The organism is Scytonema sp. PRP1 (assembly GCF_036697665.2).
Lineage (GTDB): Bacteria > Cyanobacteriota > Cyanobacteriia > Cyanobacteriales > Nostocaceae > Kalymmatonema > Kalymmatonema gypsitolerans.
Window position 1 is genome coordinate 1 of record NZ_JBAHYJ020000067.1, and the last position, 26,592, is coordinate 26,592.

Consider the following 26,592-nt stretch of genomic DNA (forward strand, 5'->3'; position numbering starts at 1 on the left):
GCGCCGAAATACTGCTGCTTTCCCAGAATTCAGTAGCTTCCTAGCTTGTGTCGGATGCACTGGATTGAGTGGTGTTTTGTTTTGGTCGATTAGAAAAACATAATTCGACATATTCTGTCATCCTTATTTCTAAGTAAGGTTTACCTCGACAATGATTTAAGAGCTTACTAGGAAGACGGCACTACAGCTATAAACCTGTTTACTGATTGCTTAACCGTCTTCGACAGTGAGAAGTTGTTAGGAGAAGCGCTAGCCATGCAGGCGGTGAGACCAGTGCTGCAGGAGGGTTTCCCGACCTAGGCAACTGGCTCTCCCGTTGGGGTTTCCCACGCCCAGGTGACTGGCGTTGGTTTCCCTCCGTAACAAACTTCGGTGGCTACAAACTGGCGTTCATTTGTAGGTGTCATGACTCAAAAATCGTAGACTTCTAGAGTCTTAGTCTGCACGCTCTGACTTTGTACAGCTTTGTCTATAGTTGACTAGTTCTGTATAGGTTTTTCGGAGCGCAGATGAGTAGAACCTGTCACTTGCTCTGCATCCATGGTCAACTTTCTAGAGTTAAATAACAGCTTACCCTACCGTTTAGTCAACACCAGTCTCATGGCGATCGCCACCGACAAGATTGATCCGGCTTGTTAAACTAAATTTACGTAGCTATACAGCTTTAATTCCAAATCCATCATTCAAAACTAATTTTTAACTTTAATTTTGAATTTTCAATTCCAGTGGCGGGCTAGCTTTTCCCCATACTCACAACTCTATGTGGTTCCCCACCGCTGCTGCTAGACTCATAAAAATTGCTGCTAGACTCATAAAGATAAAGAGTTTGACACTCTGCCGAGGCAAACTTTGTTTGACAACTCATAAGCTTTGGTTCCTGCGGGCAAGTAAGGTGCAGATATGAAACAGCTTATTTTTGATGATAATAACAAATATTTTGACAAATTTTACCATTTTTGCGGCTCTTACTACTGCTTATGCAGGTTTTTAGCCGTTATGTCCCTGAAATTATCAGTCTAACTTTTAGCTTGACTAAATTGATAAGGTTAAGAGAAACTAACAAATATGAGAAGTAGTACCCTATACAAATAATAATTTTTGTTAACTTTATGAGATATATATTTTGAGAGATGGAACATTAGTTAACAAATGGCAAATTTGTAGCTAAGAGAAAACGCTGTCTCACATGGCTACTTTTGTAGCAAGTCGCTACAGCAATACTGTCCAAGCCTAGGATTTTGGTTAGCAAAAAGCATGGAGACTTTAGAGTTCGTAATTTATCCAGACGGTCGGGTACAAGAAAAAGTCACTGGCATTGTGGGTGCGTCCTGCGCTGAAGTTACAGCAGCGATAGAGGCACAGCTAGGACAAGTACTAACTCAGGAGTCAACTTCAGAATACTTTGCTACCAAGGTGCAGCAATCTGGTGTGGTAAATACGCAAACCAGCCGCAGCGATTGGTAAGTTTTCAAACTAGTTTAGTTACATTGATTTAGAACCACCATGTCACACTTTAGCCAAATCAAGACCCAAATCCGTAACATTGATTCCTTGAAAGATGCACTGACAGAATTGGGTATAGACTGGAAGCAAGGTCCACGGGAAGTCCGTGGTTATCGCGGTCAAACCCATAATGCCGAAGTTACCATTGAGCAGGAAAATGGTTATGATATCGGCTTTAGATGGACTGGCAAAGAATACGAACTGGTTGCTGACTTACAGTACTGGCAGCAAGACGTATCAGTTGAAGGTTTCTTGCGCCGCGTCACACAACGCTATGCATACCAAACAGTAGTCAAAGAAACTGCTCGTGCTGGATTTCAAGTTGCTGAACAACAAAAAAATGAAGATGGTTCTATCCGCCTATTAGTACAGCGCTGGAGTGCGTAATGTCTGATTTTTTGCCGTCGCCGGAACAAGAGGAAGACAACCGCTCAGGTTTTGAACCAGAATTGGGCGGTTTTTTACGAGACGCGCCAGAACGTTCTGGTTTTGAGCCGGAATTGGGTGGTGTTTTGCGGCAAAAGGGTGTTTATGTGGACGAAGTTACCTGTATCGGCTGCTTGCACTGTGCCCATGTTGCCCGTAACACATTTTATATTGAACCAGATTACGGGCGATCGCGTGTGATTCGTCAAGACGGCGACCCAGAAGAGGTTATTCAAGAAGCAATTGACACTTGTCCTGTTGATTGCATCCACTGGGTTGATTACACCAAATTGAAAAAGTTAGAAGAAGAACGGAAATATCAGGTCATTCCCTTAATTGGATATCCAGTGGAAGGGGCAGTTGTAGCTGCCCAACGGCGACGGAAAAGGCAAAAACTAACCCGTAAAAAATCTCGTTATTAAAGTTAGTTTCACCTCATGTAGGAGGACTGGTTTGACCAGTCCTCCTATTTTTAATGATGAAACTTAGGCAGTGTCTGGTGGCATAAGTAGTATGGATGAGTTTGCTCAACTATTCTTTCTCAGGGAAAGTCTGCACCTTGCCATCGGGACTAAAAACAGCTCGAATTTTTACAGATTGTCCATTTTTATTAGGAGAAACAAAAGGTTCACCAATCAGAGGCATCCCTGTGCGGTCAACGAAATCTCTGGCAGCTTTTCCTAAAGGTAAAATTTGCTCAATTGAGCCGTCAACAGCCACGACTAAACTATACTCAATGCTTTGGCTCAATCCCGAAGGCGGTTGCCAACCTTTTTTCAATTTTTCTCTAGCTTGTGCGACTTGAGCCGTATCAAACAACGTGTCACTACTGGTAGCAGCAGTGCCACTACTAGTTGTAGCCACTTCTGTAGGGAGATTGCCTCTATTTCTACGGGCTTCCCGCAATCTGGTGATTAATGCATCAGTACCACTTGGTTCAGAGGTGCCTGGTTGCGAGAAAGATGGCTCACGGCTAGCACCACTGGAATTGGGTAAGGTGGCTAGTGGTGGGGGGGCGTTTGAGATATCGGGAGATATGTTACCTGTGCTGGGCAAATTGCTTGGTATTGAATTCTGTTGCTCTGCTGCAGAAGAAGTGCCACTCTTTGGAATTGATGTTAATGCCGTACTGTTTTGCCTTGGTTGGGATTGAATAGCAATTTTTGGCTTTGGTTCTGTGTTGAGTGGAGAGGTTGAGAGGGTTGGAGCTTTTGGTGTTCCAGGTATATTCAGCGTAGTTCCTAAAGATGGTAAAGGTGCTGTGGGGACATTACCTAGGCTAGGAGATGTTTGGGACGCAGAGGGGAGTGTAAATTTTCCAGATGTTTGAGGTCTTGCAGGCACACTAGGCAATGTTTGAGCGATCGCTGGTGGAGAAGCAGTAGAATTAGGTACTTGTAACGGAGAACCAAGCGGTGGTAGCGACTGCGAAGGCAAACTATCAGGGGGAGCGAATGTAGGTAGTCCTGATGAGGGTTGGTTCTGTGGTGAGGATTCTAAAGCAATGTTCTGTTGTGCCGTTGGTTTTTTGGCTGTCTGCTTTTGTCTGTTTTGGTTAGCATACTGCCAAGTCAGTGGTGCTAAACCCACAGCTACAACCAAAACTGCTGCAACCGGTGCCCAAGTCGGTATCCGACTCCTCGTAGAACGAGGCGTGAGATTTGGTAGCGCCATGACATCAGCAGAATACTCATCTAGAGCAGTTGCTAAGTCGAATAATTGTAGCAGACTCAGCTCAATGACAGGACCAGATCCTGGGTTTGCCAGAGAACCAAGAAAAAGGTTGTGAGTTAAGTGAGTGCTAGGTTTTATGTGTATATCTGCAACTGGTCTCTGGGTAAAGGAGTTTATCGCTTGAGTTTCTAGTAAAGAGGAGTTGTTAAAATTTCTTTCTTCAGGCTCATCAGATATGAAGCTTGCGTCATGTGTTCTGGAGAAATTTGCCCAAAAGCTTTCAGGAGACATTTGCAGGAACTCTTGGACGTAGTTTGTCACTACTGCACACAAAGCCTCTAGCTGGTCGCTGTCGCCTTTAATTGCGATTCTCTTTTCCTCTGGCAATCGCGGATCGTCAAAGCGAAGCTCAAACTCTAGCTGCTTGAGGACAGATTTACCCATCCACTGAGACAAAGCTGAACTCTGCGCCAAGACTTCTAGCGTGCAAGTGGGCGGTGTATACCGACGGATCACAGAATTTGATACAGGCATGGCAGGAACTGCGAGCAGGATATTTTTGATTTTTGATTTTTGATTTTTGGTTTTTGATTGGGAAATCTAAAATCTCACAAATCTCAAATCTAGAATTTGATGGAACGGTCAATCAGTGCTAGCCACAGACGGCGGTGCCCACCAGGTCCACTGTAAAAAAGTAAATCTATAAGCATTTTTAGTGCTAGGTGGGTAAGTTCATCAGTGGAAATTGTCGCGTCTTCCTCCATCCGCTCTTGGTAAGTGTTGCAAAAAGCATCAATATAATCTCCAAGTAAAGCAGCCTGATGAGGTTCGCGGTTGTCTTCCGCCATTTGTTCCAATAGACCAACAGCACGGCGAATCAATTCTTGGTGCTGTTTGGCAAGATAGCAAGTAATGAGAACAAGCGCCCTAGCTTCCTCCACATCTAGTTTTTTTCGTCCTCCTTGACCTTTACGCAGCGGATTAGACTGGCGCAGTCGCCATAATGCCACGCGATCCGGCACTCTCGACTCTAAATTGAGATTGACTGCCGCTTGTAGCATTGCCTCGGAGCCAATGCCAGTTAAAGTTTCTAACGCCAACAGCACCAAGTCCAACTGGGTTTTGATATTGTCCCATTGAACTGAATTCGGGGCTGGGAGGTTAATTAAATCCTCCCACTGAGAACTTGGAGCGGGTGAATTCGCGGCAGAGTGCATAACTTTTAGCATAGGTGATCAGGCTGGTAGGGGCTGTTGCTGTTACCCATTTTGAAACCAGACTCTCAAGGCTGAAGATTGGTTTCCAATCACTATTAGCCGAAGCCAGGAGCTACAGCTTCTATCATTTTGGTGAACAGCAGAGGTCTTTGTCTTAACTCTATGACGAAAAGCTATTTTGAAAAAAGTATAAGCTTTATAAATTGTGTTTTGTCTGCCGAACACATATGGCTGATTTTTATTTTTTATTAAAAATACACATCGGTATACAGATTTTTACTAGTACCCGATCGCTATTTATAGTAGCGCAATTGGTTACTAGTGATTAAGCTAACACACGTATAACTTGCTTATTTTTTTGTTAAGACATTCATTTGTCACAAGTCATCTCTAATTAGAAATAACTTATGACAAAGCACGTCTCTCACCACTCATGATGCAATGTGAATGCATCACAGCTTATTTCAGTTATACTCATTGCCACAAGAAAAACCCGGATTCTTGCTTGAAGAATCAAATTTCAATACTATTCAACGTAAGCAACCGTCACACCAGTACCGCCATCGGCTTGTTCGGCTGCTTCGTAACGGCTGACTCTGGGGTGATGCTGCAAGAAGGCGTGAACTCCTTGCCGCAGCTTACCCGTGCCATGTCCGTGAATAATCCATATTGGTCCTGTTGCTTCGGAAATTGCTTTGTCTAAAGTTATTTCGGCATCAGACACCCTACGCCCACGCAAATCTACCGTATTTTTAGATGTGCGAATTGCAGGAGTTTCTGCCAAGGTTGTGATTTTTGACTCTCCTCTGCTCCTAGCCTCGTCTGCTCCTCTATTCTTGGCTTCCTTTACAACTGGTTCAGCTTTTTGACCATCTAAAGATTCTACGTCTTGTACCTTCACCGTCATCTTCATGATCCCAAAGCGGACTGTTAAGTCACCATCAGAATCAGGAGCAGTTAAGACTTCCGCTGTTTGCCCTAGCTTGGGTATACGGATGCGATCGCCCACTTTGGGAACAAATCCCACTTTCGGTTTTGGTGGTGCTTTTGGTATAAATTTTTCTTCTATTTGTTTCAAAGCATTGCTTGCTTGTTGGGCGTCTTGTGCTGTTGGCTTACCTTGCTGCAAACGGCGAATCACTTGAGCTATCTCACCTTTTGCTTGAGTTATTGCCTGCTGCACTGCCACCTCTTGCGAGGCACGCAAAGCACGTTCTCTTTCCTCTAATCCTGTGGCTTTTGCGGATACTTCTTTGTATAAACGCTCAGCTTGCTGCAACAAATCTTGTGCTTGTGCTGCTTTCGTTTCCTGACTGCGGCGTTGTGCTTCCAACCCAGCAATCACCTGATTAACTTCGTCTGTTGCTCCTCCCAGTTGGGTTTTCGCCTGTTCCACAACTTCTGGTTTCAAACCCAAGCGACGGGCAATTGTCAGAGCGTTAGAACGTCCTGGAATTCCCCATAGTAAACGGTAAGTGGGTGAAAGGGTACTTTCATCAAATTCTACAGAGGCATTTTCAAACCGCTCATCTTCATATTTCAGTGCTTTTAGTTCACCAAAGTGAGTGGTCGCAATTGTCAACAGGGCATGGTCTGCTAGATATTGTAGTAGCGATATTGCCAAAGCACTTCCTTCAGCAGGGTCTGTTCCTGCGCCCACTTCGTCGAGCAAGATTAAAGACGAGGGGAGGGATGAGGAAGTCTTATCCTCCTCATCTGCCTCATCTGCCTCATCTGCCTCATCTGCCTCATCTGCTTCATCTCCTACCTCGTCTATTGCTGACAAAATCCGACTGATGCGGCGAATATGACCAGAAAAGGTGGATAAGTTTTGCTGTAGCGACTGTTCATCGCCTATATCTGCCAGCACCTTGTCAAACCAAGGCAATTCTACGGGTTCACGAGCAGGCACAAATAAGCCTACTTTTGCCATCAATACTGCCAAACCCAGAGTTTTCAAGGTTACAGTTTTACCGCCAGTGTTTGGACCGGTAATCGTAACTACCCGAATGTGCGGCGCAATCAGCAAATCAACCGGGACGACTGCAGATCCTTGTTCATGGTGATGCTGCCACTCTAAAAGCGGATGACGCAACTGCCGCAAGGTAATGGTTTCGTTTTCCTCACGGTGAATAAAGCGGGGGGGATTTGCTTTGAGCCAGAAACTATAACGCGCTTTTGCCAATGCCAAATCCAAGGTTGTGACAATTGCTAACAACCTTTCTAAATCCGGCTTGACAGCAGCAACTTGCTGAGTTAAATTACGGCGAATCGCTTCTTCTTCTGCTTCCTCTCTTTTGACCAACTGCCGCAATTGGTTTCCCAAAGGAACTATGGAATTCGGTTCCACGTACAATGTTGCGCCGCTCGTGGAAGTATCGTGGACAATGCCCGGTACAGCGTCTTTTTGGGGCGCTTTCACGGGAATAACATAGCGATCGCTTCTTTGTGTAATGATTTGTTCTTGAACTGCATTCGCTTTTACCTGTAAAATATTATGCAGTTTTTGGGTGATTTGACTGCGTACTTGCCGAACAGAAGTGCGAATTTCACCGAGTTTTAGGCTGGCGCGATCGCTCACCTGCCCTCTTTCATCTATACACCTGTGAATTTCTTGCTCTAATTCTGGATAAGTCCGTAAATCGGCAACCAAATCATTCAATATCGTCAAATCTGGGTGGTTGTCGATCACACGACGTAAGTTTCTTGTACCAGCGAGAGTCGTGGCGATCGCTAACAGTTCATCTCCTACCAGAATTCCTTGCAGTTCTGCGCGTTCTAAAGAATCACCAATATCTTGAATTCCTTCAAACGACAACCCTGGACCGAGGCGGTTTTCCAGTTCGTAGATTTCCTTTGTTTGCGCTAACAACTGCTCACTTTCGGGTGGCGACGCCGGAATTTTTAGATGGCGTGCAGCAATAGTCCCCAGCTTGGTTGCCGCAAAGGTGGACAAATGCTGGCAGAGGCGAGACCATTCAAGTAGTTCTAAAGTTTCAGATTGGATCAAGGCTTAAAAAACATCTAACCTGAATGAAATATGAAATTATGGTAACAACACTATCGCCTAAGCTGCTCACCCGCTAAGGTGAAATTTCCCGTAATCATTAAATAATTTCTTTGTCTTGCCAGTACAAGAAGTCAGGAGTCACAATTGAGCGCATATGTATTGCCCCAAAATATGTCTAGGTCTTTATTGCCCCGGACATAATTTTGAGGCTCCCTTACCCAATCCCCAATCCCTAATCCCTAATCCCCAATCCCCAGTCTCTTTTACAAAACCTCTGCAAATACCCTCATAATTTTGATACCCTAGCTAGAACAGATTGGGGTACAAAAGCGTGGACATTCAAATTGGGCGGGGAAAAACGGCTCGCAGGGCATACGGAATAGATGAAATTGCACTCGTCCCTGGAAACAGAACACTAGATCCAAGTTTGGCTGATACCAGATGGCGCATTGGCAATATTGAGCGCGAAATTCCGATTATCGCCAGTGCAATGGATGGCGTAGTTGATGTCCGCATGGCTGTGCTTCTGTCGCAGCTAGGAGCATTGGGCGTTTTGAACTTAGAAGGAATTCAGACTCGCTACGCCAACCCAGAGCCTATTTTAGACCGCATTGCCTCAGTGGGTAAAGAAGAATTTGTTCCCTTGATGCAAGAACTTTATGCTGAACCCATTAAACCGGAATTAATTGAACAACGGATTGGGGAAATAAAACAACAAGGCGGCATTGCAGCAGTGAGTGCAACTCCCGTAGGGGCAAGCAAATTTGGTTCAGTCGTGGCAAAAGCAGGTGCAGATTTATTTTTTGTGCAAGCAACTGTAGTTTCTACTGCACACCTGTCACCAGAGTCTGTCGTGCCACTTGACTTGGCTCAATTTTGCCAAGAAATGCCGATCCCTGTGATTTTAGGAAACTGCGTCACTTATGAAGTCACCCTGAATTTAATTAAAGCAGGGGCAGCAGCAGTACTGGTGGGAATTGGTCCTGGTGCAGCGTGTACCTCTCGTGGTGTGCTGGGTGTCGGTTTACCACAAGCAACAGCGATCGCCGACTGTGCTGCTGCACGCGATGATTACTACCAAGAAACTGGCAAATACGTGCCAGTCATTGCTGATGGAGGTTTAATCACTGGCGGGGACATTTGCAAGTGCATTGCCTGCGGTGCCGATGGTGTGATGATAGGCTCTCCTTTTGCCAGAGCCGCCGAAGCTCCAGGAAGGGGATACCATTGGGGAATGGCGACTCCTAGCCCCGTCTTGCCTCGTGGTACCCGCATTCGTGTCGCCACCACTGGCACCCTAGAGCAAATCCTCAGAGGACCAGCACAACTCGATGATGGAACTCATAATCTTTTGGGAGCCTTAAAGACGAGCATGGGCACTCTGGGAGCCAAAAACATCAAAGAAATGCAGCAAGTGGAAGTTGTGATTGCTCCTTCTTTATTAACCGAAGGTAAAGTCTACCAAAAAGCACAACAATTAGGTATGGGTAAATAAAGCGACTCGGTACTCGTTAGGAGTTAGTCGTTAGTAGTACTGTATGATAACCAACGACCAACAAATGTAGAGACGCTTTCATCTGTTGCGCCTCAGTCGGCGCACTTCTCCATGCCCGATACTCAATGCTGCACATCGAATTATTAAATAAATTTTTCCAGACTCTCAAACTATTACTGGAAAAATCCCATATGTCGCCTAAAATAGAGATAGCGGAGACGCATGTTTCCGTTCACTCCTCACACCACACTCCGCCCGGCTACTGTTCGGGCGGTTCCTTAATAAATAGTTATTTTGAATAAGTTCAAACGCCATATGCAAAAGCCATATGCAAAAGTATGTGTCTGACTGGCAAGCAGTGGTTTTTGCTATGGTAGAATTTTCAGCAAACTCCAACATAATAATAGGCAAAGGTTTTTACGCATGTCAGCAGCGGCACAAGTTACAGACTCTACCTTTAAACAGGAAGTACTAGATAGCGAGATTCCTGTTTTAGTTGACTTTTGGGCACCCTGGTGCGGACCTTGCCGGATGGTTGCCCCTGTTGTCGATGAAATTGCCGGGCAGTTCGGAAGCCAACTCAAAGTAGTTAAAGTCAACACCGATGAAAACCCGAATGTTGCTAGCCAGTACGGCATTCGCAGCATTCCTACATTGATGATTTTTAAGGGTGGGCAAAAAGTTGATATGGTGGTGGGTGCCGTACCGAAAACTACACTAGCTACCACTGTAGAGAAATATATTTGAACACAATCGCTTGAAAACTGCTAAACAGTCTTCGGTTTGCTCTTTGAAAGTAAAGATTCGTAAAGAATGGAGAGGCGGCAATCGCCTCTCTATAAATTTGTTGCTTTTGTGATTCAGCATATGTTTAGTAGCGCTTAGGCGATCGTAGCCGAGGGAGTTTTTTGTTGTGGGCGATTATTTGTAAAGTAAACATTAAATTACCGTAGGGTGAGTTTTCAGCCTCTGTACTAATCTCTGATTATGTATAAAAGTCGAAAGTGCTACGTAAGGCATCATAAGGTGAAGTTACGTTACACTTTGTTAATACACCCAACGGCTGCATAAGTCCTATCGCGTCAACCCCTTCTCAAGAGCCCAGACGCTACGCGCAGCTTGCGCCTTTGGCGCGAGCGCGAGGGTGATCGAGTACACAACAATTAACTAAAGCAGTCCAATAGACATTCCTTGGCTTGCAGCAGTGAGACAAAGTGGGTTAAGTTGGGAATTGCAACTGCTGGCATTGGTATGGCGATGCCGATTAGAGGCTGTTTGTTACCCAATTGCCAACAGACGTAGATCGCTGCGTCCGTTGCAAATAGAATCCGATATCGAACCATTTGGTCTGATCAAGACAAGTTGGCGACAGCAACGATTACCAGTTCTTTGGTTTGTGTTGAACCAAAGGTACTTTATCTTGTGAAGAAGTCGTTAAAAGTCAAGAGGAGGCAGTGCGTTGCTCCCGCCAGTATCTGCAAAGGATTTCCCGTCACAGGTGGCTGGTGATCCCAGTACTGTAAGCGTTTTACGCAGACTACGTGAAGCGCGTTAGCTCCGAAGCGGAGCGAGCTATGGGCAGGGTGCTGAAGGGCGAATGAGGGTTTGCCGAACCACCAGTCAACTGACGTGCCACAACGAACCGCACTCGTACGCATTAGACGCGCAGCGGCGTGCCGCAGGCTAGGACACGTAAGCGCAAAGCGCACACTTCGTGTTCGCGCAGCGTGCCGCAGGCATACGCGCAGCGTGCGCTGTCTTCGCATAGAAATAAGAGTTTCACCAGAGTTCTTGCGTAAGCCCTAAAACTCTGGACTTTGGACTTTGCGTAGCGGTTTAGAAATTCCACATGAAATTTAGATAAAATGTAATGCCATTTTGGCAGCAGTTCTCATGACCTCCAAAGCGTCGTTTGACACATTAGAGTCTCTCCAAACCGATATCGCTAAATTATTTGAACACTTACCTACGTCAAAGCATCAGCAATATATCATCCAGGCGCTAGCGACGATAGTGCGTCTGGCTCAGAAGAGTGAAGAAATTGAACGTCTCGATTGGAAGATATTGTCCACTGCTTTAGCAGATATGGAACTCGGTTTCCAGCTGTTTTATGCTTATCGACACGTTCGCAAAGTCACAATTTTTGGTTCTGCTCGTCTATCGCCAGAAACACCAGAATACCGCATGGCGTACGAATTTGCTCGCTATGTCTGTCGATTGGGATTTATGGTGATGACAGGTGGTGGTGGCGGAATTATGCAAGCGGGTAACGAAGGTGCTGGACGAGAAAATTCTTTTGGTTTGAATATTCAACTGCCTTTTGAGCAAGAGGCAAACCCGGTTATGCAGGGAGATCCGAAGCTCATTAACTTTAAGTATTTCTTCACCCGCAAGCTGTTTCTCCTAAAAGAAAGCGATGCTATAGCCTTGTTTCCAGGTGGTTTTGGGACGCAAGACGAAGCTTTTGAGTGCATGACCTTGAGCCAGACAGGTAAGTTTGGTCCGATACCTTTGGTTTTAATCGACCACCCTGGAGGTGATTACTGGCGGTCTTGGAGCGAATACATCGAAAAGCAACTGGTGCAAAAAGGTCTGGTAAGTCCAGATGATCCCAGCCTTTACACGGTGACGGATAACCTGGATGTCGCTTGCAAAGCGATTACCAGTTTTTACCAAGTCTATCACTCCTGCCGCTACGTGGGCGATCGCCTAGTCATTCGTCTTAAATCAGATTTATCAGATGCTGAGGTCGAACAACTTAACACTGATTTCAGCGACATTCTGGTTACAGGACAAATTGAAAAAAGTCAGGCTTTACCACAAGAAGCGCAAGATGAAACTTTTGCGCTACCCCGCCTGATTTTATACTTTAATCAAAGAGATTTAGGGCGATTGTACCAGCTGATCAAAGTGATTAACCACATGGGTACTCCTTCGCCCGAGGAAAAGGCGCATCCGGAGAGGAAGTAGGAGAGCAGGGGACTAGGGGAGCAGGGGAAATCAATTCAAAATTCACGTATTCAAAATTCAAAATTTGAGTCTCCCTCATCTCCCCCATTCCCCTGATCTCCCAAGCACTGCATCAGCTATCGCTTAGCACCCAATTTACGAGAGTACGAACGCCAAAACCAGTCGCACCAGAACCGTTGTAGCCATTTTCTTTTTCTGTCCAAACTGGACCTGCAATGTCTAAGTGCGCCCAAGGAGTTTCTTTGACGAATTGCTTGAGGAATAAAGCCGCAGTAATTGAACCACCGGGACGTGGTCCAGTATTCTTCATGTCGGCAATGCCAGATTTCAGCCCTTCAAAGTATTTTTCTTCCATTGGCAAGCGCCAAAACTTTTCCCCTGAGGCTTCAGCCGCTTTTTCTACCTGCTTAGCTAAAGCATCATCAGGAGAGAACAAACCAGCAATGTCATCTCCTAAGGCAATGACACAAGCACCCGTAAGAGTTGCTAAATCAATAATTGCATCGACTCCTAGCTTTTCAGTAAATACCAAGGCATCTGCTAGAGTCAAACGTCCTTCTGCATCGGTATTATTGACTTCAATAGTTTTGCCGTTGGAAGCTGTCAAAATGTCGCCTGGGTGCATGGCACGACCGCTGATCATATTCTCTGTGACAGCGGAGATGAAGTGAACTTCGACATCTGGTTTGAGTTGACCAATCGCTTTAGCAGCTCCTAAAGTTGCGGCAGCACCACCCATGTCAATTTTCATGGTTTCAATGCCGCTACCTGCTCCTTTAATGTTAAGTCCACCAGAGTCGAAGGTTAAACCTTTGCCGACAATCGCTAGCTTACGTTTTGGTGTCCCTTCTGGCTTATAAGTTAAGTGAATAAACTTAGGTGGTAGTTCAGAAGCTTTTGCTACTCCCAAAAAAGCTCCCATGCCTAGTTTTTCACAGTCTTCCTGTTCTAGGATTTCTATTTGCAAACCGTGATCCGAGGCGATTTGTTGAGCAGTTTCCGCCATTGTAATTGGTGTTAGAGAGTTAGCGGGAGCTGCAACCAACTGCCGTGCTAAAAATACACCAGCGGCAATTTGATTGCCACGGGTAATAGCTGCTTCCTGTCCAGCCAATCCCAGTAAATCGACTGTTTCGACTTGTGGTCCTTTATCCTCTGGTTCAGATTTAAAGCGATTATCCTGGTATAGTGCTAATTGAACTCCTTCGGCGATCGCTTGCGCGGTTTGTGTTGGATCGTTGTTCCAAATTGGCAAGCTAATCCCCAAAGTTTTGCTCTTTTGCTTTTTAGCTAACCTGGCTGCGGTAGCTGCGGCTCTGCGCAAGCCGTCTAATTTTAAAGCTTCGGGTTTCCCTAAACCTACTAGTATAATTTTACGAACTGGGCTATTAGCACCTACTCGGGTGAAAACACTGCTGCCTTGTTTGCCCTTAAATTCCTCTTCGGTAATGAGTTCTTTTATACTACCAGCCAACTTTTCATCTAAAGTTGCAAGTTCGCCAGTTAACTCTACTGCATCTTCAAATAATCCAATTACTAAACCATCCCCCGTCCATTCTAATAGGGGAGTATCAGTCGCACGAATGTCCATTTCCTGTATTCTGTGTAAAACTTCTTGTACCAGTATTGCGCAAAATAGGCGCTTTATGCTAACTGGAAAGATGGGGTAGAGAGCGAAGCGAGTATTGCCACAATGACTAATGAGTCTTGACTAATTCTGCGACTACATTTGCTAGGTGATCTGGCATCACAGGCTTAGAAAGATGTCTTTGGAAACCTGCTGCAAGCGCGAGGCTACGATCTCTATCCCCAGCATATGCCGTCAGGGCGATCGCCGGAATGTCTCCTCCCTGTTCGCGTGGCAATGCCCTAATTTGCCGAATCAAGCTGTAGCCATCTTGTTCTGGCATACCAATATCGCTAATCAGGACATCTGGTTGGAATGTCGTTAGAATTTCTAATGCTGAGGAAGCAGAGGTGACAGCAGTGGCGATCGCTCCAAAATCTTGCAAAGCGAATATCAAAAAATCTCGTGAGTCAGCGTCATCATCTACTACCAAGACGCGCACTCCTTCTAACGGAAATGATGGGGTGTTGAGCTGATCAGATAATGAGGGAAAAGAATTTTTCCCCCATCTTTTCCTTTTCCCCTTTGCTTATCTTTCTTCTCAAGGAGTGGCAATTGCACCGTAAATGTTGCTCCTTGTTTTTCTCCTGAACTCTGTGCGCTGACAGTTCCACCATGCAGTTCTACGAGGTGACGTACAATTGCTAACCCCAATCCCAAACCGCCGTGTTTACGAGTGGTAGAACCATCTGCTTGACGAAAGGAGTCGAATACGTAAGGAATAAAATCAGATTTTATACCAATCCCTGTGTCTTTTACAGAAATTTTGGCATAGGATGCTAAGGAATTTTCTTCCCTGCGCCCCTGCTCAAGAGCTCCCTCATCTACCCATTCGAGATTCACTTCTACGAGTCCTCCGTGTGGAGTAAACTTGATAGCATTAGACAGGAGATTCCAAACAATTTGCTGTAATCGGTTGGGATCGCCTAGAACAAGGAATTTTGGCTTTTGGATTGTGGATTGGGGAGGTAAAGAGAATTCTCTTTGTGCGCTTGTGATTTTGTCTTCGGTTGCTAATCCAGAATTTAAAATTGTAAATTGCAAATCGATTGATTTGGCTTGAGCTGCTAGACGCATTGTGTCAATTGCGGCTTCAATTGCTGGAATCAAATTTGTTGGGTAAGGACGCAGAGTCAATTTACCACTTATTATGCGAGATACATCTAGCAAATCTTCAATAAGTTGTGTTTGTAACTTGGCGTTACGCTCAATTGTTTCTAAGGCACGACTTAAGCTTGTTGGATCTAAGGTGCGGCTGCGTAGTATTTTTGCCCAGCCCAAAATGGCATTGAGTGGCGATCGCAATTCATGGGAAAGCACTGCCAGAAACTCGTCTTTAATCCGGTTTGCCTGTTCCAATTCTTCTTTTTGTTGCCGTAACTGAGCTTCATTTCTCTGTAATGCTTGCTCTGCCAGCTTATAATTTGTCACGTCACGACCAATCGTCAGTAATGATTGGATCGTCCCATTTTGTGTAAATTCCGGCACTATACGTGTTTGGTAGTAAATGCGTCCTTTTGAGCCGGTAAAATCAAACTCCATCCAGCACCCAATTCCTGTGGCAAACACTTGGCGCAATTTTTCTTGCCAAGTAGCAAGTTCCTCTGGATACCCCATTTCGGCAACGGTTTTGCCAATCCACTTTTCTAGTGGTATGCCGGTTGCTAGTTCTGTTGCCGGATTTACGTAGCAGTAGCGGAGTTTAGTATCAATGCGGGCGATCACGTCGGGTGAATTTTCTGCTAAAGCTCTAAATTCCTGCTCGCGGCGGTACAGTTCTGCTTCGGCAATTTTGCAGGCGCGTTGATACTCAGCCTCGCGCAGCGCACGGCGTACTGAAGGGACTAGACGCTCTAACCGTTGCTTGAGAACATAATCAGTTGCCCCCCTTTTCAGGGTTTCAATGGCGACTTCCTCACCCATTGTTGCGGTCACAAAAATGAAGGGAATATCTGGGCAGTGATGCTGCGCCATCAAAAGAGCTGTAATACCATCAAATCCAGGTAAGGAGTAATCTGAAAGAATTAAGTCAAAGCCATCTTGATCCAATGCCGTTTGGAATTCAGCTTGCGTCTTCACGTGTACCTGTTCGCAGGCAATACCGCCTTCGTTGAGCAGGGCGTGGATCAGTTCTGCATCTAGCAAACTATCTTCGAGCAAGAGAATCCTTAGACCTGACATTGCTATATTCCTGCTACTCCTTGAGTACTGCGTGCCGGAGGGATGGAACCGGGAGGCGGTTCATTAATTATTGCCCAAAATAAGCCAAGTCCTTTAATGACTTCAACAAATTCATGAAAATCGATAGGCTTAACCACATAGCCGTTGACGCCAAGGTCGTAACAGCGAGCCAGATCATGCTCCTCTCGCGAGGAGGTCAATACGACCACCGGCACGATTCTCAATCCTGGATCTGCCTTGAGTTGCGTCAGGACTTCTATCCCATCAACTTTTGGCAATTTGAGATCCAGCAGCACTACAACAGGATGACCCTCGCGGCGCAAACGATACAAACCTCGACGATACAGGTAATCCAATGCTTCTTCGCCGTCACGAACGACAACGACTTCATTGCCCAAATGGTTTTCTGCCAGTGAAGTCAGGATTAACTCAACATCGTTAATGCTGTCTTCAACTAGGAGAATGCGCTTTAATTCCATCGTATACTCTCTACTCTCCACTTCTCACTCCAGACCCCCTTGGTAGCGAAAAATAAAACGTCGCTCCATTATCTATTTCACCTTCTGCCCAGACGCGTCCACCATGACGGTGAATAATGCGTTGGACATTTGCCAATCCTACACCCGTGCCTTCAAACTGTGGATCGCTGTGCAACCGTTGAAAAACGCCAAATAATTTGTGAGCGTATTTCATATCGAAACCAATGCCGTTATCTCGCACGAAGAATACCACTTCTTGCTCACTGCTGGTATTGCCTACAGTAATTTCTGTTATGGGGCGGGTTTTGCTATACTTAAGAGCGTTTTCCAGCAGGTTACGCAGAACCAGCCGCAACATTGAGGGATCACCATATACTTGAGGCAAGGATTCTATTTGCCAGGAAACTTCGCGGTTTTTATTTTCTGATATGAGATCGCGTTGCACTTCTTGCACCAGTAGATTCATGTCAGTTGTGGTATGACGCATTTCTGAGCGTCCCACACGGGAGAAAGTTAACAAATCATCTATTAATTTACCCGCTTGTTTGGTGGCTTCAGTGATGATGTTCACGTAACGCTGACTGGTGTCATCCAGTCCTGTTGATCCAAGGCGTTTTTGCAGCAAGTCTACAAATCCGGTGATGTGCCGCAACGGTGCCCGCAAGTCATGGGAAACTGAGTAGGAAAAGGATTCTAGTTCTCTGTTGGCAGCTTCTAGTTGAGCTGTGCGTTGTTTCACCCGTTGTTCCAAAGTTTCGTTAATTTGGCGAATTTGAGCCTCGGCTTGCTTACGGTCTTCAATATCAATACAAGAGCCGATGTAACCAAGAAACTCACCTTCGGGGGTGAACCGAGGCACGCCAATATCTAAAAGCCAGCGATATTCTCCATCAAAGCGTTGCAGGCGGTACTCCATTCGGAATTCTTGGCGGGCATCAAATGCATGAGTATATGTTTCCAGACAGCGCACCATATCATCAGGATGGACGCCTTGAACCCAACCATCACCTAATTCCTGCTCCAACGTCCGCCCAGTAAAATCTAACCAAGGTTTATTGAAGTAAGTACAGAGTTTATCTTTACCAGACATCCAAACCATCACGGGAGCAGTATCTGTGACGTGGCGAAAGCGCTGCTCGCTTTCCATAAGGGCGGCTTCGGCTCGTTTGCGATCGCTTATGTCGATAGTAATTCCGTCAAAGCGCTTCGGTGTCCCAGCCGCATCACAGAAAGTACGCCCAATCGCCCGAATCCAGCGTACTTGTCCATCTGGGGCAACTGTGCGGTAGTCAACATCATAGCCACCAGTCTGATCAATAGAGGCTTGAATTGCCTGCCGTGTGGGTTCCCGGTCATCACAATGCAGCAGTTGATAAAATAAATCGATAGTGACTTCGGCATCAGGTGGTAGACCAAAATGCGCTTTGCACTGGTCATTCCAAATCAGCTTGTCCAGTGGTAAGTTGCAGTACCATAAACCAAGTTCGGCTCCCTGGATAACCAAATCCAGACGTTCTGTACTAATTCGCAAAGCATCTGCCTGCTCTCGCAGTGTCTGCTCTATCTGTTTGCGGTCAGTAATATCATGAGCAACCGCATACACTAACTTTAACTCAACATCAGGAACAGAATTCCAAACTAGCCATTTGTAGGAACCATCTTTGCAGCGGTAGCGGTTCTCGAAATTGACGGTAATGGCTCCTGTTACCAGGTTCTCGACTTCTTTTAAGGTTTTTGCTCGGTCTTCTGGATGGACAAACTCAATAAATGGTGTGGTTAGCAATTCTGCCTGAGTATAGCCGAGAATTTTTTCACACGCTGGATTTAATCGCTTGAAGTAGCCATCAAATCCAGCAATGCAGAACATATCGGACGATAGCGTAAAGAAGCGATCGCGTTCTGCTTCTGCTCGCTTGCGTTCGCTGATGTCCAAAATGAAGGCGATCGCCTCTTCCTGTTTCTCCCCAGCTAAGGCAAACCCAACTAACACGGGAACACGAGTGCCATCTTTGCGGATATATTCTTTTTCATAAGGAGGATAGACTTTCTTGACTTTTGCCTCGGCGATCGCCGCCTTATCGAACGGCAGATACTCTGGTGGCGTTATATCAGTCCAGCGCACTCCACCGTCTAAAAAATCTTTGCGGCTATAGCCAAGAATGTGCAAGTAGGCATCGTTTACCTCACTCAGTCCCCCGTACACATCGCCATACTGAATACCAATGATATCGGAGTCTACAAATAGCCGCAGCCGCGCTTCACTTTGACGCAATGCTTCTTCTGTCCGTTTTTGGTCATCAATATCTGTGCAGGTGCCAAACCACTTGACAATGGTGCCGCCTTCGTCACGTAATGGTAAAGCTTGTGCTATATGCCAACGATAAACACCATCAACTCGTTTGAGACGGTACTGTACCTCAACTCGGTTTCCTGTCCTAAGCCCGGTTGTCCATTTTTCTATGGCTTTTGGCAAGTCGTCGGGATGAACCACCTGCTGCCAATTTGACAGCAAAGTTTTTTGAGGTTTGAGTCCAGTGTAATCTAGCCAGCGCTGATTGAAGTATTCTCCAAAGCCATCAGAGCGGGTCATCCAAACCATCTGGGGAACGTTTTCGGCAAGCAACCGATAGCGTTCTTCACTTTCGCGTAGTGCGGCTTCTACTTGTTTGCGTCCAGTAATATCGCGGTTTACTTCCAAAAACCCAACAAGTTCACCCTGAGAATTATGAATTGCAACCTGACGGCTTTCTACCACAATTTGCACCCCGTCTTTGCGGGTGTGAATCAGTTCGCCCTCCCAGCGCCCTGTTTCCTGCAAGCCTGTGTCGAGGTTTTCAACACCACCTTCTGGTAATTGGGTTTGCAGGAGTTTATGGCTGACCTGTCCTATGGCTTCTGCTTTTGAGTAGCCATACATTTCTTCTGCGCTTTGGTTCCACTTGGTAATGACATTTTGGGCATCACGGACAAAGATTGCTTCATACGTCAGTTCCAACAGTTCAGCTTGCTCTTGCAGCGTCGCAGCTTGTTGCTTTAGCTTCTGCAATATCTGTTTGCGTTCCCCATCCACCCGGTTAATAAACTCAGCATTACGCCAAATCAGCGCCAAAAACATTACAACCAGCGACACCACGAGCAGCGATATGCTAAACTCGGTGTCGTATTGTTTTGCCCTTTGCCCTAGAAGAATCAACCAGCCCAGAATTAGGGGAAGCGCAATCGCAGTTGGTATCACCTGACGGGCGATTGCCGCTTGCGGCACTGGGCTTTGCCCAATCACGCCGCCGTTCAGTTCAGTCGTAATTGTTTGCATGAAGCCGCGATCAGGATGGGTGTACAACACTCCCACACAAAACACCCCAAACGCCAGTGCTGTGTGTAACGCCATTGAGGTAGTATAAACGCCGATCTGGTCAAAATTTTTCACCCCGTAGGCATAGCCAACAAATGCTTGCAAAGAAATCAAAGCGGCAATCAAGCTCAAAGCCTGAGCCAGCCAATAACTGCGGTGACTCTTCTGCCCTAACAGCCATAGCGCCACACCTGATAGCAGAAAATTCACGGCGGTATTTGCCTCCATCCAACCTAGGTCAGATGTTTCTACAGCTTCTAGCGAGCCACGGAACAGCAGTTCGTCAATTCTTAAGTTCCACCCAATTAGGTATTGACATAATGTGATTAAGGCAATAAATACGACTGCGAGCGCGCATCCTTGGGCAATAAGGAGTGAGGAGGATGGAGAGGATGAAGAAGTTACCCCGGTGTTCTGGCTTGACAAAAGCCAAAGTGACAGCCCAGACAGCAAGAAAGCGATCGCAGTATTAACTTTCATCGTGAGAAGTCCTGGCATCATGCTCTTAAGTAGAGCTATATCAAATATCCAGCCAATCAATACGACACAACTGACGAAAATAACAAAGACACGCTGCAAGTGTGCAACAGTTCTGGTGGTGAAGTTAAGCATAAACCTTCACCCTAAGTTCAAGCTTCTGTTCTTTGATATGATAGTTGCAGGACATAGTTTCCTACATTGCTTTACCAAATGAAATACTCTGAAAGTGTTTATAAAATCCACCTTACGACTGATGCCAATGTTTATGGATTTACCTTAAGACAGATATTTAAATTTTTGTCACTAATTATTAACAACAAACCCGGTTTTCCAAAGAAACCGGGTTTGTTGATTGAATGTCATCTATTGTCATCTATGACCAGAGCAAAGGAACAACAAAAAGTTACTTGTTATTTCTAATGCCTGTAGATGTATTTACATTCACAGTGGATTGAATAGAATTAACATCAAGGTCAAATTTCGTAGCTATTGCTTGAATGATATTTTGTTCAACTGGTGTAGTCTCACCGTTGATTTGGGCAATTCTGTAACACTGAGCCAACAAGGGTACAGCAAAATCACGGTTGAGTTGATTGAGAAGTGTATCCAAAGGTTGAGGCGATTTAATGTTTTGAGATATTGCTTCCAAGGAGGTAGAACTGAGATTCAAAGCTTGCAACTCTGGCAAAATATCTTGCCATGTTTTTTCTGGATAAGTGGCAAGGATCATGTGAACCAAAATTTGATCCATTAACGCTTCTTGAGCAATGGCTTTTTTCAGATAATTTTCGCTCTGTTGTTTTAACTCTGTCAGTGTCTCTTGAGAAGTGAGCGACTTTGATTCATCTAGCTTCGCTTCATAAAATCGACAAGCTGCATAGCCCAGTGAATAAATCATCGTTGCATTAGAACTAGCACCAATTACTGCACCAGCAAAAGGTATATTTCGCAGCAAACCTAAACCTGTTGCTTTCAAAACACGACCACCACCCAACGCCAAACCAAAAATCCCCAACACTTCTCCCTTACGGGAAGGGTCTTTTAAATCCAATCCGTAGACAGCTGCAATTTGATAAACCATTTCTGACTGTAACTCTGTGGTAGCTGCTAAATCAATTGCCAATAAAGCCGCCGCGAATCCAGGTAAAATACTAGTTGCCAATCCAATACCGCCTGCCTTTGTTGCTTTCTCAACCATGATGCGGTGGGCAAGCTGGCTAGGAGATTCCTTGGGATATTTTTCCTTAAGCTTTTTGGCTGCTGCTTCCGCTTTGTCCAAATTGACGTTATCAACAGAACCAAGAAGCCAATTCAAATTTAAGACTCCAGATAGTTTTCGGATCAGCCAGATTTCACTCAAACGATTGACGACCTTTCCTGCTGTTTGAGTCCCTTGCGAAATCAACTGGTTTGTTTGTTTTGTCGCTGCTTCTTTGACCCCAACGACTTTTTCTGCTACGCCTTTTCCAGCTTCCAAGAAGGATTTTAAAAAAGATTCTCTATCTTTTTGCTGAGTGTTTGGCAACCGATTATCGGCATGTTGTGATGCCGAAGCGGGTGAATTCACTGTTTTTTGTTGGGGTTCGGTTTTCATTTTTCAGCCACCTAGCAAACATCTTTCTATTTTGTTTGTAGCTTTGGTGCCATTGCTTTTTCCTCTCTCTGTAAGCACAATTTGTCGAATATCTTTCGTGGTTTATCCAACCATTAGTCTAATAAACGTTCATTAAAGCTACGACAACAGTCGGTTTTGGCTCTTGTAAAGTGTTCGTTAGAGCTGTCAACACTGTACAATCAAGAGTCAAAAACTTTCGCCGTGTTAAATATTGTGAGGTTTTATGAATCGTTAAGGATTTTTATAATAAATCAAAAAAAGAGTGCCGAAACCCGCTTCGTTATGCAATTGTTAAAGATATACTAGTTCTTGTTTTGAGCCATATCTCACTTGCTTTGTCAGTAACCACCGATTCATGAATGTCAACGAGTTTTCTTTGCAGATCAAGGTATGGCGCTCACAATTGGCTGGACTGCTTGAGTATACTCAGAAATCGGCAGCCCCAGAGAAACTTCTGAGCAAAGCGTTGGAAGAGCTACACATCGCTTTAGAAGAACTGATGGTAGCCGAGGAAGAACTACGCCAGCAGAATGATTGGTTGGAAAACGCTCAAAAGTTGGTGGAAGGAGAACGTTGCCGTTACCAAGAATTGTTAGAGTTTGCACCTGATGCCTATTTACTCACAGATCACAATGGAGTCATCGAAGAAGCTAACAGCGCCGCTGCTATCCTCCTGAAGGTTTCGCCGCATTTGTTGGTAGGCAAACTCCTAGTCAGCTTTATTCCCCTTACAGAACGACAAAGTTTTCGCTCTCATCTGAACAAGCTTCATCGACAAGAGAAATTACACGAGTGGGAAGTACGCGTAAAACCCCGTAAATGTGACCTGATTGAGGTTGCCATAACCATGGCAGCTGTGCGCGATCGCTCTGGAAACCTGATTGCTGTACGCTGGCTATTACGTGATATCAGCGAACGCAAACTCTTAGAGTTGGAACGCATCGACCTTTTAGCGCGCGAACAACAAGCAAGGAAAGAGGCTGAAGTCGCACGCGCACGAATGACGAGTATTCTCGAAAGTATTACTGATGCTTTTGTCACTATAGACACTCAATGGCGTTACACTTTTGTGAATTCTCAGGCAGAAAAACTTCTAGGAAAAAGTGCTAGGGAGCTAACTGGTTTGAGGGTGTGGGATGTATTCGGCGATACAATAAATTCCCAATCATATACACTGTTTCATCAAGCACTAGAACAGCAGGTGAGTGTCACCTATGAAGAGTTTTTCCCAATATTTAACAAGTGGTTCGCTGTTCGCCTCTATCCGTCTCCAGATGGTCTATCAGTTTACTTTTTAGATATTACAGAGCGCAAGCAGACAGAGAAGGCTTTGCGGCAAAGCGAATCTCGGTTTAGGCGTTTGGTTGAGTCTAACATCTTTGGCAGCACAGTCATGGATTTTCTTGGCAACATCACAGAAGCTAACGATGCTTTTCTTTTGATGGTCGGTTACACAAAAGAAGATTTACGTGCTGGCAAGCTGCAATGGATAGATATGACTCCTAGAGGATATCTGAGCTTGGATAAGCAGGCGATCGCACAGGTGAAAAAATCTGGCAGTTGCAACCCTTATGAAAAAGAGTTTATATGCAAAGATGGCAGCCGCGTCCCCATTCTCATTGGGATGGCTTTATTAGAAGGTTGTGTTAATTGTTGCATCTGCTTTGTTCTTGATCTGACGCCGACGAAGCAATTGGAAAAGGCTTTGCGGCAACAAGCTGCGGAATTGACTCAGGCGAACCGCACCAAAGATGAGTTTTTAGCCGTAGTCTCACACGAGTTGCGATCGCCCCTTAGTGCTATCTTGGGCTGGGTACAAACACTACAAAATGGCTCTTTAAATCCAACCACAACCGCACGCGCTATGGAGAAAATTGAGCATAGCACCCGGACACAAATACAGCTCGTCGAGAATCTTCTGGATATTTCCCAAATTATTACAGGCAAGTTGCAGATGAAGCTTGTTTCAATTGCACTTGCCCCTATCATCGAAGCAGCGATTGATCATGTCCGTTTAGCTGCTGATACCAAGCAAATTCAACTTCACTCAAACTTAGATCCAAAGGTAGGCAGAGTGTTAGGCGATGCCAAGCGTTTGCAGCAAATTATGTTGAATCTGCTATTTAATGCGATTAAGTTCACATCCCAGGGGGAAGAGTAGAAGTGGATCTCCAAAGAGTCGAGGCAGATGAGGCAGATAAGCCAAATAAGAAAGCAACTTCCTCCTCATCCTCCTCATCTTCCCCACTCCCGGCTCTAAACTGCCTAAACTATGCCAGAATTACAGTGACAGATACAGGCATTGGTATCAACCCTGAATTTCTACCATTCGTCTTCGAGCGCTTTCGCCAAGCTGATAGCACAATGACAAGGTCATACGGTGGTATGGGATTAGGTTTGGCTATTGTGCGCCATCTCGTAGAAATGCATGGTGGGACTGTTCACGTAGCTAGCGCAGGGAAAGGACTGGGTACGACGTTTACAGTTGAACTTCCATGCGACAGTCTATGAAAGTCAGGTCAAAATTAACTATCCTAAGAGCGTGAACAACATCAGTTCCTCAAGAATTAAAGCATACTCTTGGGGTCTAAGTGTTCATAAATACGCTAAAACTCTGCTTACCCCAGCGCTTCAACTGTTTGGGCGCTACTTTCTAAAAAATTGTTAGCTTTCATAATTTCATAAAGATTCGTATCTGTTTCTAATAAGCAAGCGTGTCCGCTTTGTGGTAGTACCACCATTTTGGCGTTAGGCAAGATATTGACTAAACGTCTTGCTTCATCCAAAGAAGGTAAAAGTCGGTCGTTGGCACCGGCAATCACCAAAACGGGTTGAGTGAGGTGACATAATTCCACATCATCAACATGAAACTCTCTCAGTAAAGAGATTCGCCAGAGGACAGTTTGTGGTGGTACGGTGCGCATGGTTTTCAGGAGTTCGTGCCTATCGCTTTTGGAAATGCGTGCCAAAGCTGCCAAAAACGGCAATAAACCTAATGCGCCGATGTCATAAAGGTTGGATGGGACTAAGTAAGTCAGTTGAGAAGTCCAAGTTAACAAAGGGCGAAGATTAAAGGCGCTGGCTGAGTTGATAAGAAGAATGCGCTTAAAAAGCTGCGGTGCTTTGATCGCCACTTTCTGAGCCAAACAACCCCCAAAGGATTCTCCACAGAGGTAAACCGGACGCTGTTTCGTTTTTTCTAATTCTGCATGGATTAAGTCCAATACGTTATTAGCCAGCACATCCCAACTGGTGAAGTCTTCCCTTGGAATTGCTAAACAACGGACATCAAAGCCGGCTTCTAATCCAGCAGTTTGCGATCGCAAGAGTTGACCGGTTCCATCCATCCCTGGCAAATATACAAACAACGGAAACTCTGGCTGGAGTCTTTTAGGTGTGAGGAAACACGGCTTGAGCTTTACTTTTGGAATAGTCATGAGTCAACAGTCATTAGTCATGAGTTAACAGTCATCAGTCATTTGTTATTTGTCAATAGTTATTCGCTCACTAAGGACAAACCACATCGGACTAATGACAAAGGTTATTAGTAGCAACCTTCATGTAGTAACTTTGCAATTTCAGAGTGACAATGATTTGTCAATTCCGTCACCACAGTTTTTGCTTTTTTCCCTTGGTATTTTTCTTTTTGTAGAGGCTTAATCCAATATGGGCGACCAATCAATACGGCGACACGACGATATGTAACTAACGGATGCCAACCTGGTTGATTAAATAAAGGTTCTGAAGGGTCAAACAGGCTTAATACCCTCAAAGGTACAGCAGATGTGTTAACTTCTTCAAGGGACGCTATTGCAATTGGCAAAATTGCTAAATCCTGTACTTGGGCTCGCAATGCCAAGTGAGCAAAACCTCGTTGAAATTCGCCCACCCGGTTGGGCTGGGTAAATTCCACCATCGGTTTTGTTCCTTCGGGAAAGACTCCTACTATTTGCTTTGACTGCAATAGGAGTTGTGACTGCTGAAAAAAGCTTTGCTGGCGCTGTTGGTTTGCCTCCTCTAAGGGAAAACAGCCTAATTGTCCTGTGACAATCTCCCGCATTATTGGGACTTGCCCCATGTAGTGATGGCAAGCAAAGCGAATCGGATTTGATAGCGCCGCCATTAAAATTGGTGCATCCATAAAGCTGCGATGATTGCTCACTACTAACACACTGGCATCTTGGGGAATGCGATCCTCGTAATAACGAAATATTTTGGTTGATAGCGCCGCCAGTAACCAGCGAGAAATCTCAAGGGGGCTACTTACACTCATGTCTTTTCAATATAAATTTTCCGAAAATTTCGCAGCTGAACTTGATGGAATTTTTACATTTCTTTACTAATCAGGACGACTGTCTTAAGGTAGAAATGTCAGAGCAACAAAATCGTTAAAACCCATTGTGCAGAACAGGTTTATCCTTTAATAATCTGAAATGTAATGACAAATTTTTTGTGGATATTAACAAGGCTTTCTTGTCTTTTTTATAGAGATTAACTGAATTTATACTTATCATCAAACAAACTTAAACCAGAGAAATTTGCTAATATGAAAGCATAACTTGA

At 45.1% G+C, this 26,592-nt stretch carries 21 protein-coding genes; 9 read left to right on the forward strand and 12 right to left on the reverse strand.

Annotated features, from left to right (window positions below; all coding sequences use genetic code 11):
- The coding region (locus tag V5G28_RS13460; protein WP_332988749.1) for an RRXRR domain-containing protein at nucleotides 1–111 on the reverse strand (111 nt) is incomplete at its 3' end.
- Between the two features lie 1,143 nt (nucleotides 112–1,254).
- Here V5G28_RS13460 and V5G28_RS13465 point away from each other — a divergent pair.
- The 3 genes from V5G28_RS13465 to V5G28_RS13475 are packed head-to-tail and all read left to right on the forward strand — an operon-like array spanning nucleotide 1,255 to nucleotide 2,351.
- Entirely contained in the window at nucleotides 1,255–1,464 is a 210-nt protein-coding gene (locus V5G28_RS13465) for a DUF2997 domain-containing protein (protein WP_332988539.1), read from the forward strand.
- Nucleotides 1,465–1,503: 39 nt separating this feature from the next.
- Nucleotides 1,504–1,890 (forward strand): DUF1257 domain-containing protein, encoded by a 387-nt coding sequence (locus V5G28_RS13470; protein WP_096561130.1) that lies wholly within the window; start codon nucleotides 1,504–1,506, stop codon nucleotides 1,888–1,890.
- Complete coding sequence (locus tag V5G28_RS13475; protein WP_096561129.1) at nucleotides 1,890–2,351, forward strand: ferredoxin; 462 nt, start codon at nucleotides 1,890–1,892, stop codon at nucleotides 2,349–2,351. Before V5G28_RS13470 ends, V5G28_RS13475 begins: the two co-directional genes overlap by 1 nt.
- Before the next feature lie 109 nt (nucleotides 2,352–2,460).
- On the opposite strand, the gene V5G28_RS13480 is transcribed toward V5G28_RS13475, so the two are convergent.
- The 3 genes from V5G28_RS13480 to V5G28_RS13490 all read right to left on the reverse strand — a co-directional run bounded on the left by V5G28_RS13480 (nucleotide 2,461) and on the right by V5G28_RS13490 (nucleotide 7,830).
- On the reverse strand, nucleotides 2,461–4,137 hold the full coding sequence (locus V5G28_RS13480) for a DUF4335 domain-containing protein (RefSeq protein ID WP_332988547.1): 1,677 nt from the start codon (nucleotides 4,135–4,137) through the stop codon (nucleotides 2,461–2,463).
- Between the two features lie 89 nt (nucleotides 4,138–4,226).
- Entirely contained in the window at nucleotides 4,227–4,832 is a 606-nt protein-coding gene (locus tag V5G28_RS13485; RefSeq protein ID WP_041037349.1) for a DUF3038 domain-containing protein, read from the reverse strand.
- A 514-nt stretch (nucleotides 4,833–5,346) separates the two neighbouring features.
- Nucleotides 5,347–7,830 carry an endonuclease MutS2 gene (locus tag V5G28_RS13490; protein WP_332988551.1) on the reverse strand — a complete coding sequence of 828 codons (2,484 nt, stop codon included), beginning with the start codon at nucleotides 7,828–7,830 and terminating at the stop codon, nucleotides 5,347–5,349.
- 331 nt (nucleotides 7,831–8,161) lie between these two features.
- On the opposite strand from V5G28_RS13490, the gene V5G28_RS13495 reads away from it, so the two are divergent.
- The 4 genes from V5G28_RS13495 to V5G28_RS13510 all read left to right on the forward strand — a co-directional run bounded on the left by V5G28_RS13495 (nucleotide 8,162) and on the right by V5G28_RS13510 (nucleotide 12,295).
- Complete coding sequence (locus V5G28_RS13495) at nucleotides 8,162–9,325, forward strand: GuaB3 family IMP dehydrogenase-related protein (RefSeq protein ID WP_332988553.1); 1,164 nt, start codon at nucleotides 8,162–8,164, stop codon at nucleotides 9,323–9,325.
- 378 nt (nucleotides 9,326–9,703) lie between these two features.
- Nucleotides 9,704–10,072: a thioredoxin gene (gene trxA, locus V5G28_RS13500; RefSeq protein ID WP_332988752.1), complete on the forward strand. Its 369-nt coding sequence runs from the start codon at nucleotides 9,704–9,706 to the stop codon at nucleotides 10,070–10,072.
- A gap of 457 nt (nucleotides 10,073–10,529) precedes the next feature.
- Nucleotides 10,530–10,751 (forward strand): hypothetical protein, encoded by a 222-nt coding sequence (locus tag V5G28_RS13505; protein WP_332988556.1) that lies wholly within the window; start codon nucleotides 10,530–10,532, stop codon nucleotides 10,749–10,751.
- Between the two features lie 467 nt (nucleotides 10,752–11,218).
- Complete coding sequence (locus tag V5G28_RS13510) at nucleotides 11,219–12,295, forward strand: LOG family protein (protein ID WP_096561123.1); 1,077 nt, start codon at nucleotides 11,219–11,221, stop codon at nucleotides 12,293–12,295.
- Between the two features lie 112 nt (nucleotides 12,296–12,407).
- On the opposite strand, the gene V5G28_RS13515 is transcribed toward V5G28_RS13510, so the two are convergent.
- From V5G28_RS13515 to V5G28_RS13540, 6 genes are all read right to left on the reverse strand, one after another.
- The gene (locus V5G28_RS13515) at nucleotides 12,408–13,886 is read right to left on the reverse strand and encodes a leucyl aminopeptidase (RefSeq protein ID WP_096561122.1); all 1,479 of its coding nucleotides are present in this window, start codon (nucleotides 13,884–13,886) and stop codon (nucleotides 12,408–12,410) included.
- 106 nt (nucleotides 13,887–13,992) lie between these two features.
- The gene (locus tag V5G28_RS13520; protein ID WP_336230551.1) at nucleotides 13,993–14,355 is read right to left on the reverse strand and encodes a response regulator; all 363 of its coding nucleotides are present in this window, start codon (nucleotides 14,353–14,355) and stop codon (nucleotides 13,993–13,995) included.
- 14 nt (nucleotides 14,356–14,369) lie between these two features.
- Nucleotides 14,370–16,103 carry a hybrid sensor histidine kinase/response regulator gene (locus tag V5G28_RS13525; protein ID WP_336230553.1) on the reverse strand — a complete coding sequence of 578 codons (1,734 nt, stop codon included), beginning with the start codon at nucleotides 16,101–16,103 and terminating at the stop codon, nucleotides 14,370–14,372.
- 2 nt (nucleotides 16,104–16,105) lie between these two features.
- Nucleotides 16,106–16,582 carry a response regulator gene (locus tag V5G28_RS13530; RefSeq protein ID WP_332988565.1) on the reverse strand — a complete coding sequence of 159 codons (477 nt, stop codon included), beginning with the start codon at nucleotides 16,580–16,582 and terminating at the stop codon, nucleotides 16,106–16,108.
- A gap of 10 nt (nucleotides 16,583–16,592) precedes the next feature.
- Nucleotides 16,593–20,546: a PAS domain S-box protein gene (locus V5G28_RS13535; RefSeq protein ID WP_332988567.1), complete on the reverse strand. Its 3,954-nt coding sequence runs from the start codon at nucleotides 20,544–20,546 to the stop codon at nucleotides 16,593–16,595.
- A 271-nt stretch (nucleotides 20,547–20,817) separates the two neighbouring features.
- Nucleotides 20,818–22,008: a YcjF family protein gene (locus V5G28_RS13540; RefSeq protein WP_332988570.1), complete on the reverse strand. Its 1,191-nt coding sequence runs from the start codon at nucleotides 22,006–22,008 to the stop codon at nucleotides 20,818–20,820.
- A 376-nt stretch (nucleotides 22,009–22,384) separates the two neighbouring features.
- Here V5G28_RS13540 and V5G28_RS13545 point away from each other — a divergent pair, with 376 nt between their 5' ends.
- On the forward strand, nucleotides 22,385–24,190 hold the full coding sequence (locus V5G28_RS13545; protein ID WP_336230554.1) for a PAS domain-containing sensor histidine kinase: 1,806 nt from the start codon (nucleotides 22,385–22,387) through the stop codon (nucleotides 24,188–24,190).
- Between the two features lie 2 nt (nucleotides 24,191–24,192).
- Complete coding sequence (locus V5G28_RS13550; protein ID WP_442994261.1) at nucleotides 24,193–24,540, forward strand: sensor histidine kinase; 348 nt, start codon at nucleotides 24,193–24,195, stop codon at nucleotides 24,538–24,540.
- Nucleotides 24,541–24,647: 107 nt separating this feature from the next.
- Here the strand turns inward: V5G28_RS13550 and V5G28_RS13555 are convergent, their stop codons facing one another.
- Nucleotides 24,648–25,466: an alpha/beta fold hydrolase gene (locus V5G28_RS13555; protein ID WP_332988574.1), complete on the reverse strand. Its 819-nt coding sequence runs from the start codon at nucleotides 25,464–25,466 to the stop codon at nucleotides 24,648–24,650.
- Nucleotides 25,467–25,573: 107 nt separating this feature from the next.
- Entirely contained in the window at nucleotides 25,574–26,302 is a 729-nt protein-coding gene (locus tag V5G28_RS13560) for a lysophospholipid acyltransferase family protein (RefSeq protein ID WP_073631495.1), read from the reverse strand.
- Between the last annotated feature and the right edge of the window lie 290 nt (nucleotides 26,303–26,592).

Coding starts and splice junctions, on each gene's coding strand:
- V5G28_RS13560 (WP_073631495.1), bottom strand. CDS start 26,302: ATGAGTGTAAGTAGCCCCCTTGAGATTTCTCGCTGGTTACTGGCGGCG.
- V5G28_RS13525 (WP_336230553.1), bottom strand. CDS start 16,103: ATGTCAGGTCTAAGGATTCTCTTGCTCGAAGATAGTTTGCTAGATGCA.
- V5G28_RS13530 (WP_332988565.1), bottom strand. CDS start 16,582: ATGGAATTAAAGCGCATTCTCCTAGTTGAAGACAGCATTAACGATGTT.
- V5G28_RS13480 (WP_332988547.1), bottom strand. CDS start 4,137: ATGCCTGTATCAAATTCTGTGATCCGTCGGTATACACCGCCCACTTGC.
- V5G28_RS13475 (WP_096561129.1), top strand. CDS start 1,890: ATGTCTGATTTTTTGCCGTCGCCGGAACAAGAGGAAGACAACCGCTCA.
- V5G28_RS13485 (WP_041037349.1), bottom strand. CDS start 4,832: ATGCTAAAAGTTATGCACTCTGCCGCGAATTCACCCGCTCCAAGTTCT.
- V5G28_RS13470 (WP_096561130.1), top strand. CDS start 1,504: ATGTCACACTTTAGCCAAATCAAGACCCAAATCCGTAACATTGATTCC.
- V5G28_RS13535 (WP_332988567.1), bottom strand. CDS start 20,546: ATGCTTAACTTCACCACCAGAACTGTTGCACACTTGCAGCGTGTCTTT.
- V5G28_RS13555 (WP_332988574.1), bottom strand. CDS start 25,466: ATGACTATTCCAAAAGTAAAGCTCAAGCCGTGTTTCCTCACACCTAAA.
- V5G28_RS13545 (WP_336230554.1), top strand. CDS start 22,385: ATGAATGTCAACGAGTTTTCTTTGCAGATCAAGGTATGGCGCTCACAA.
- V5G28_RS13515 (WP_096561122.1), bottom strand. CDS start 13,886: ATGGACATTCGTGCGACTGATACTCCCCTATTAGAATGGACGGGGGAT.
- V5G28_RS13465 (WP_332988539.1), top strand. CDS start 1,255: ATGGAGACTTTAGAGTTCGTAATTTATCCAGACGGTCGGGTACAAGAA.
- V5G28_RS13510 (WP_096561123.1), top strand. CDS start 11,219: ATGACCTCCAAAGCGTCGTTTGACACATTAGAGTCTCTCCAAACCGAT.
- V5G28_RS13540 (WP_332988570.1), bottom strand. CDS start 22,008: ATGAAAACCGAACCCCAACAAAAAACAGTGAATTCACCCGCTTCGGCA.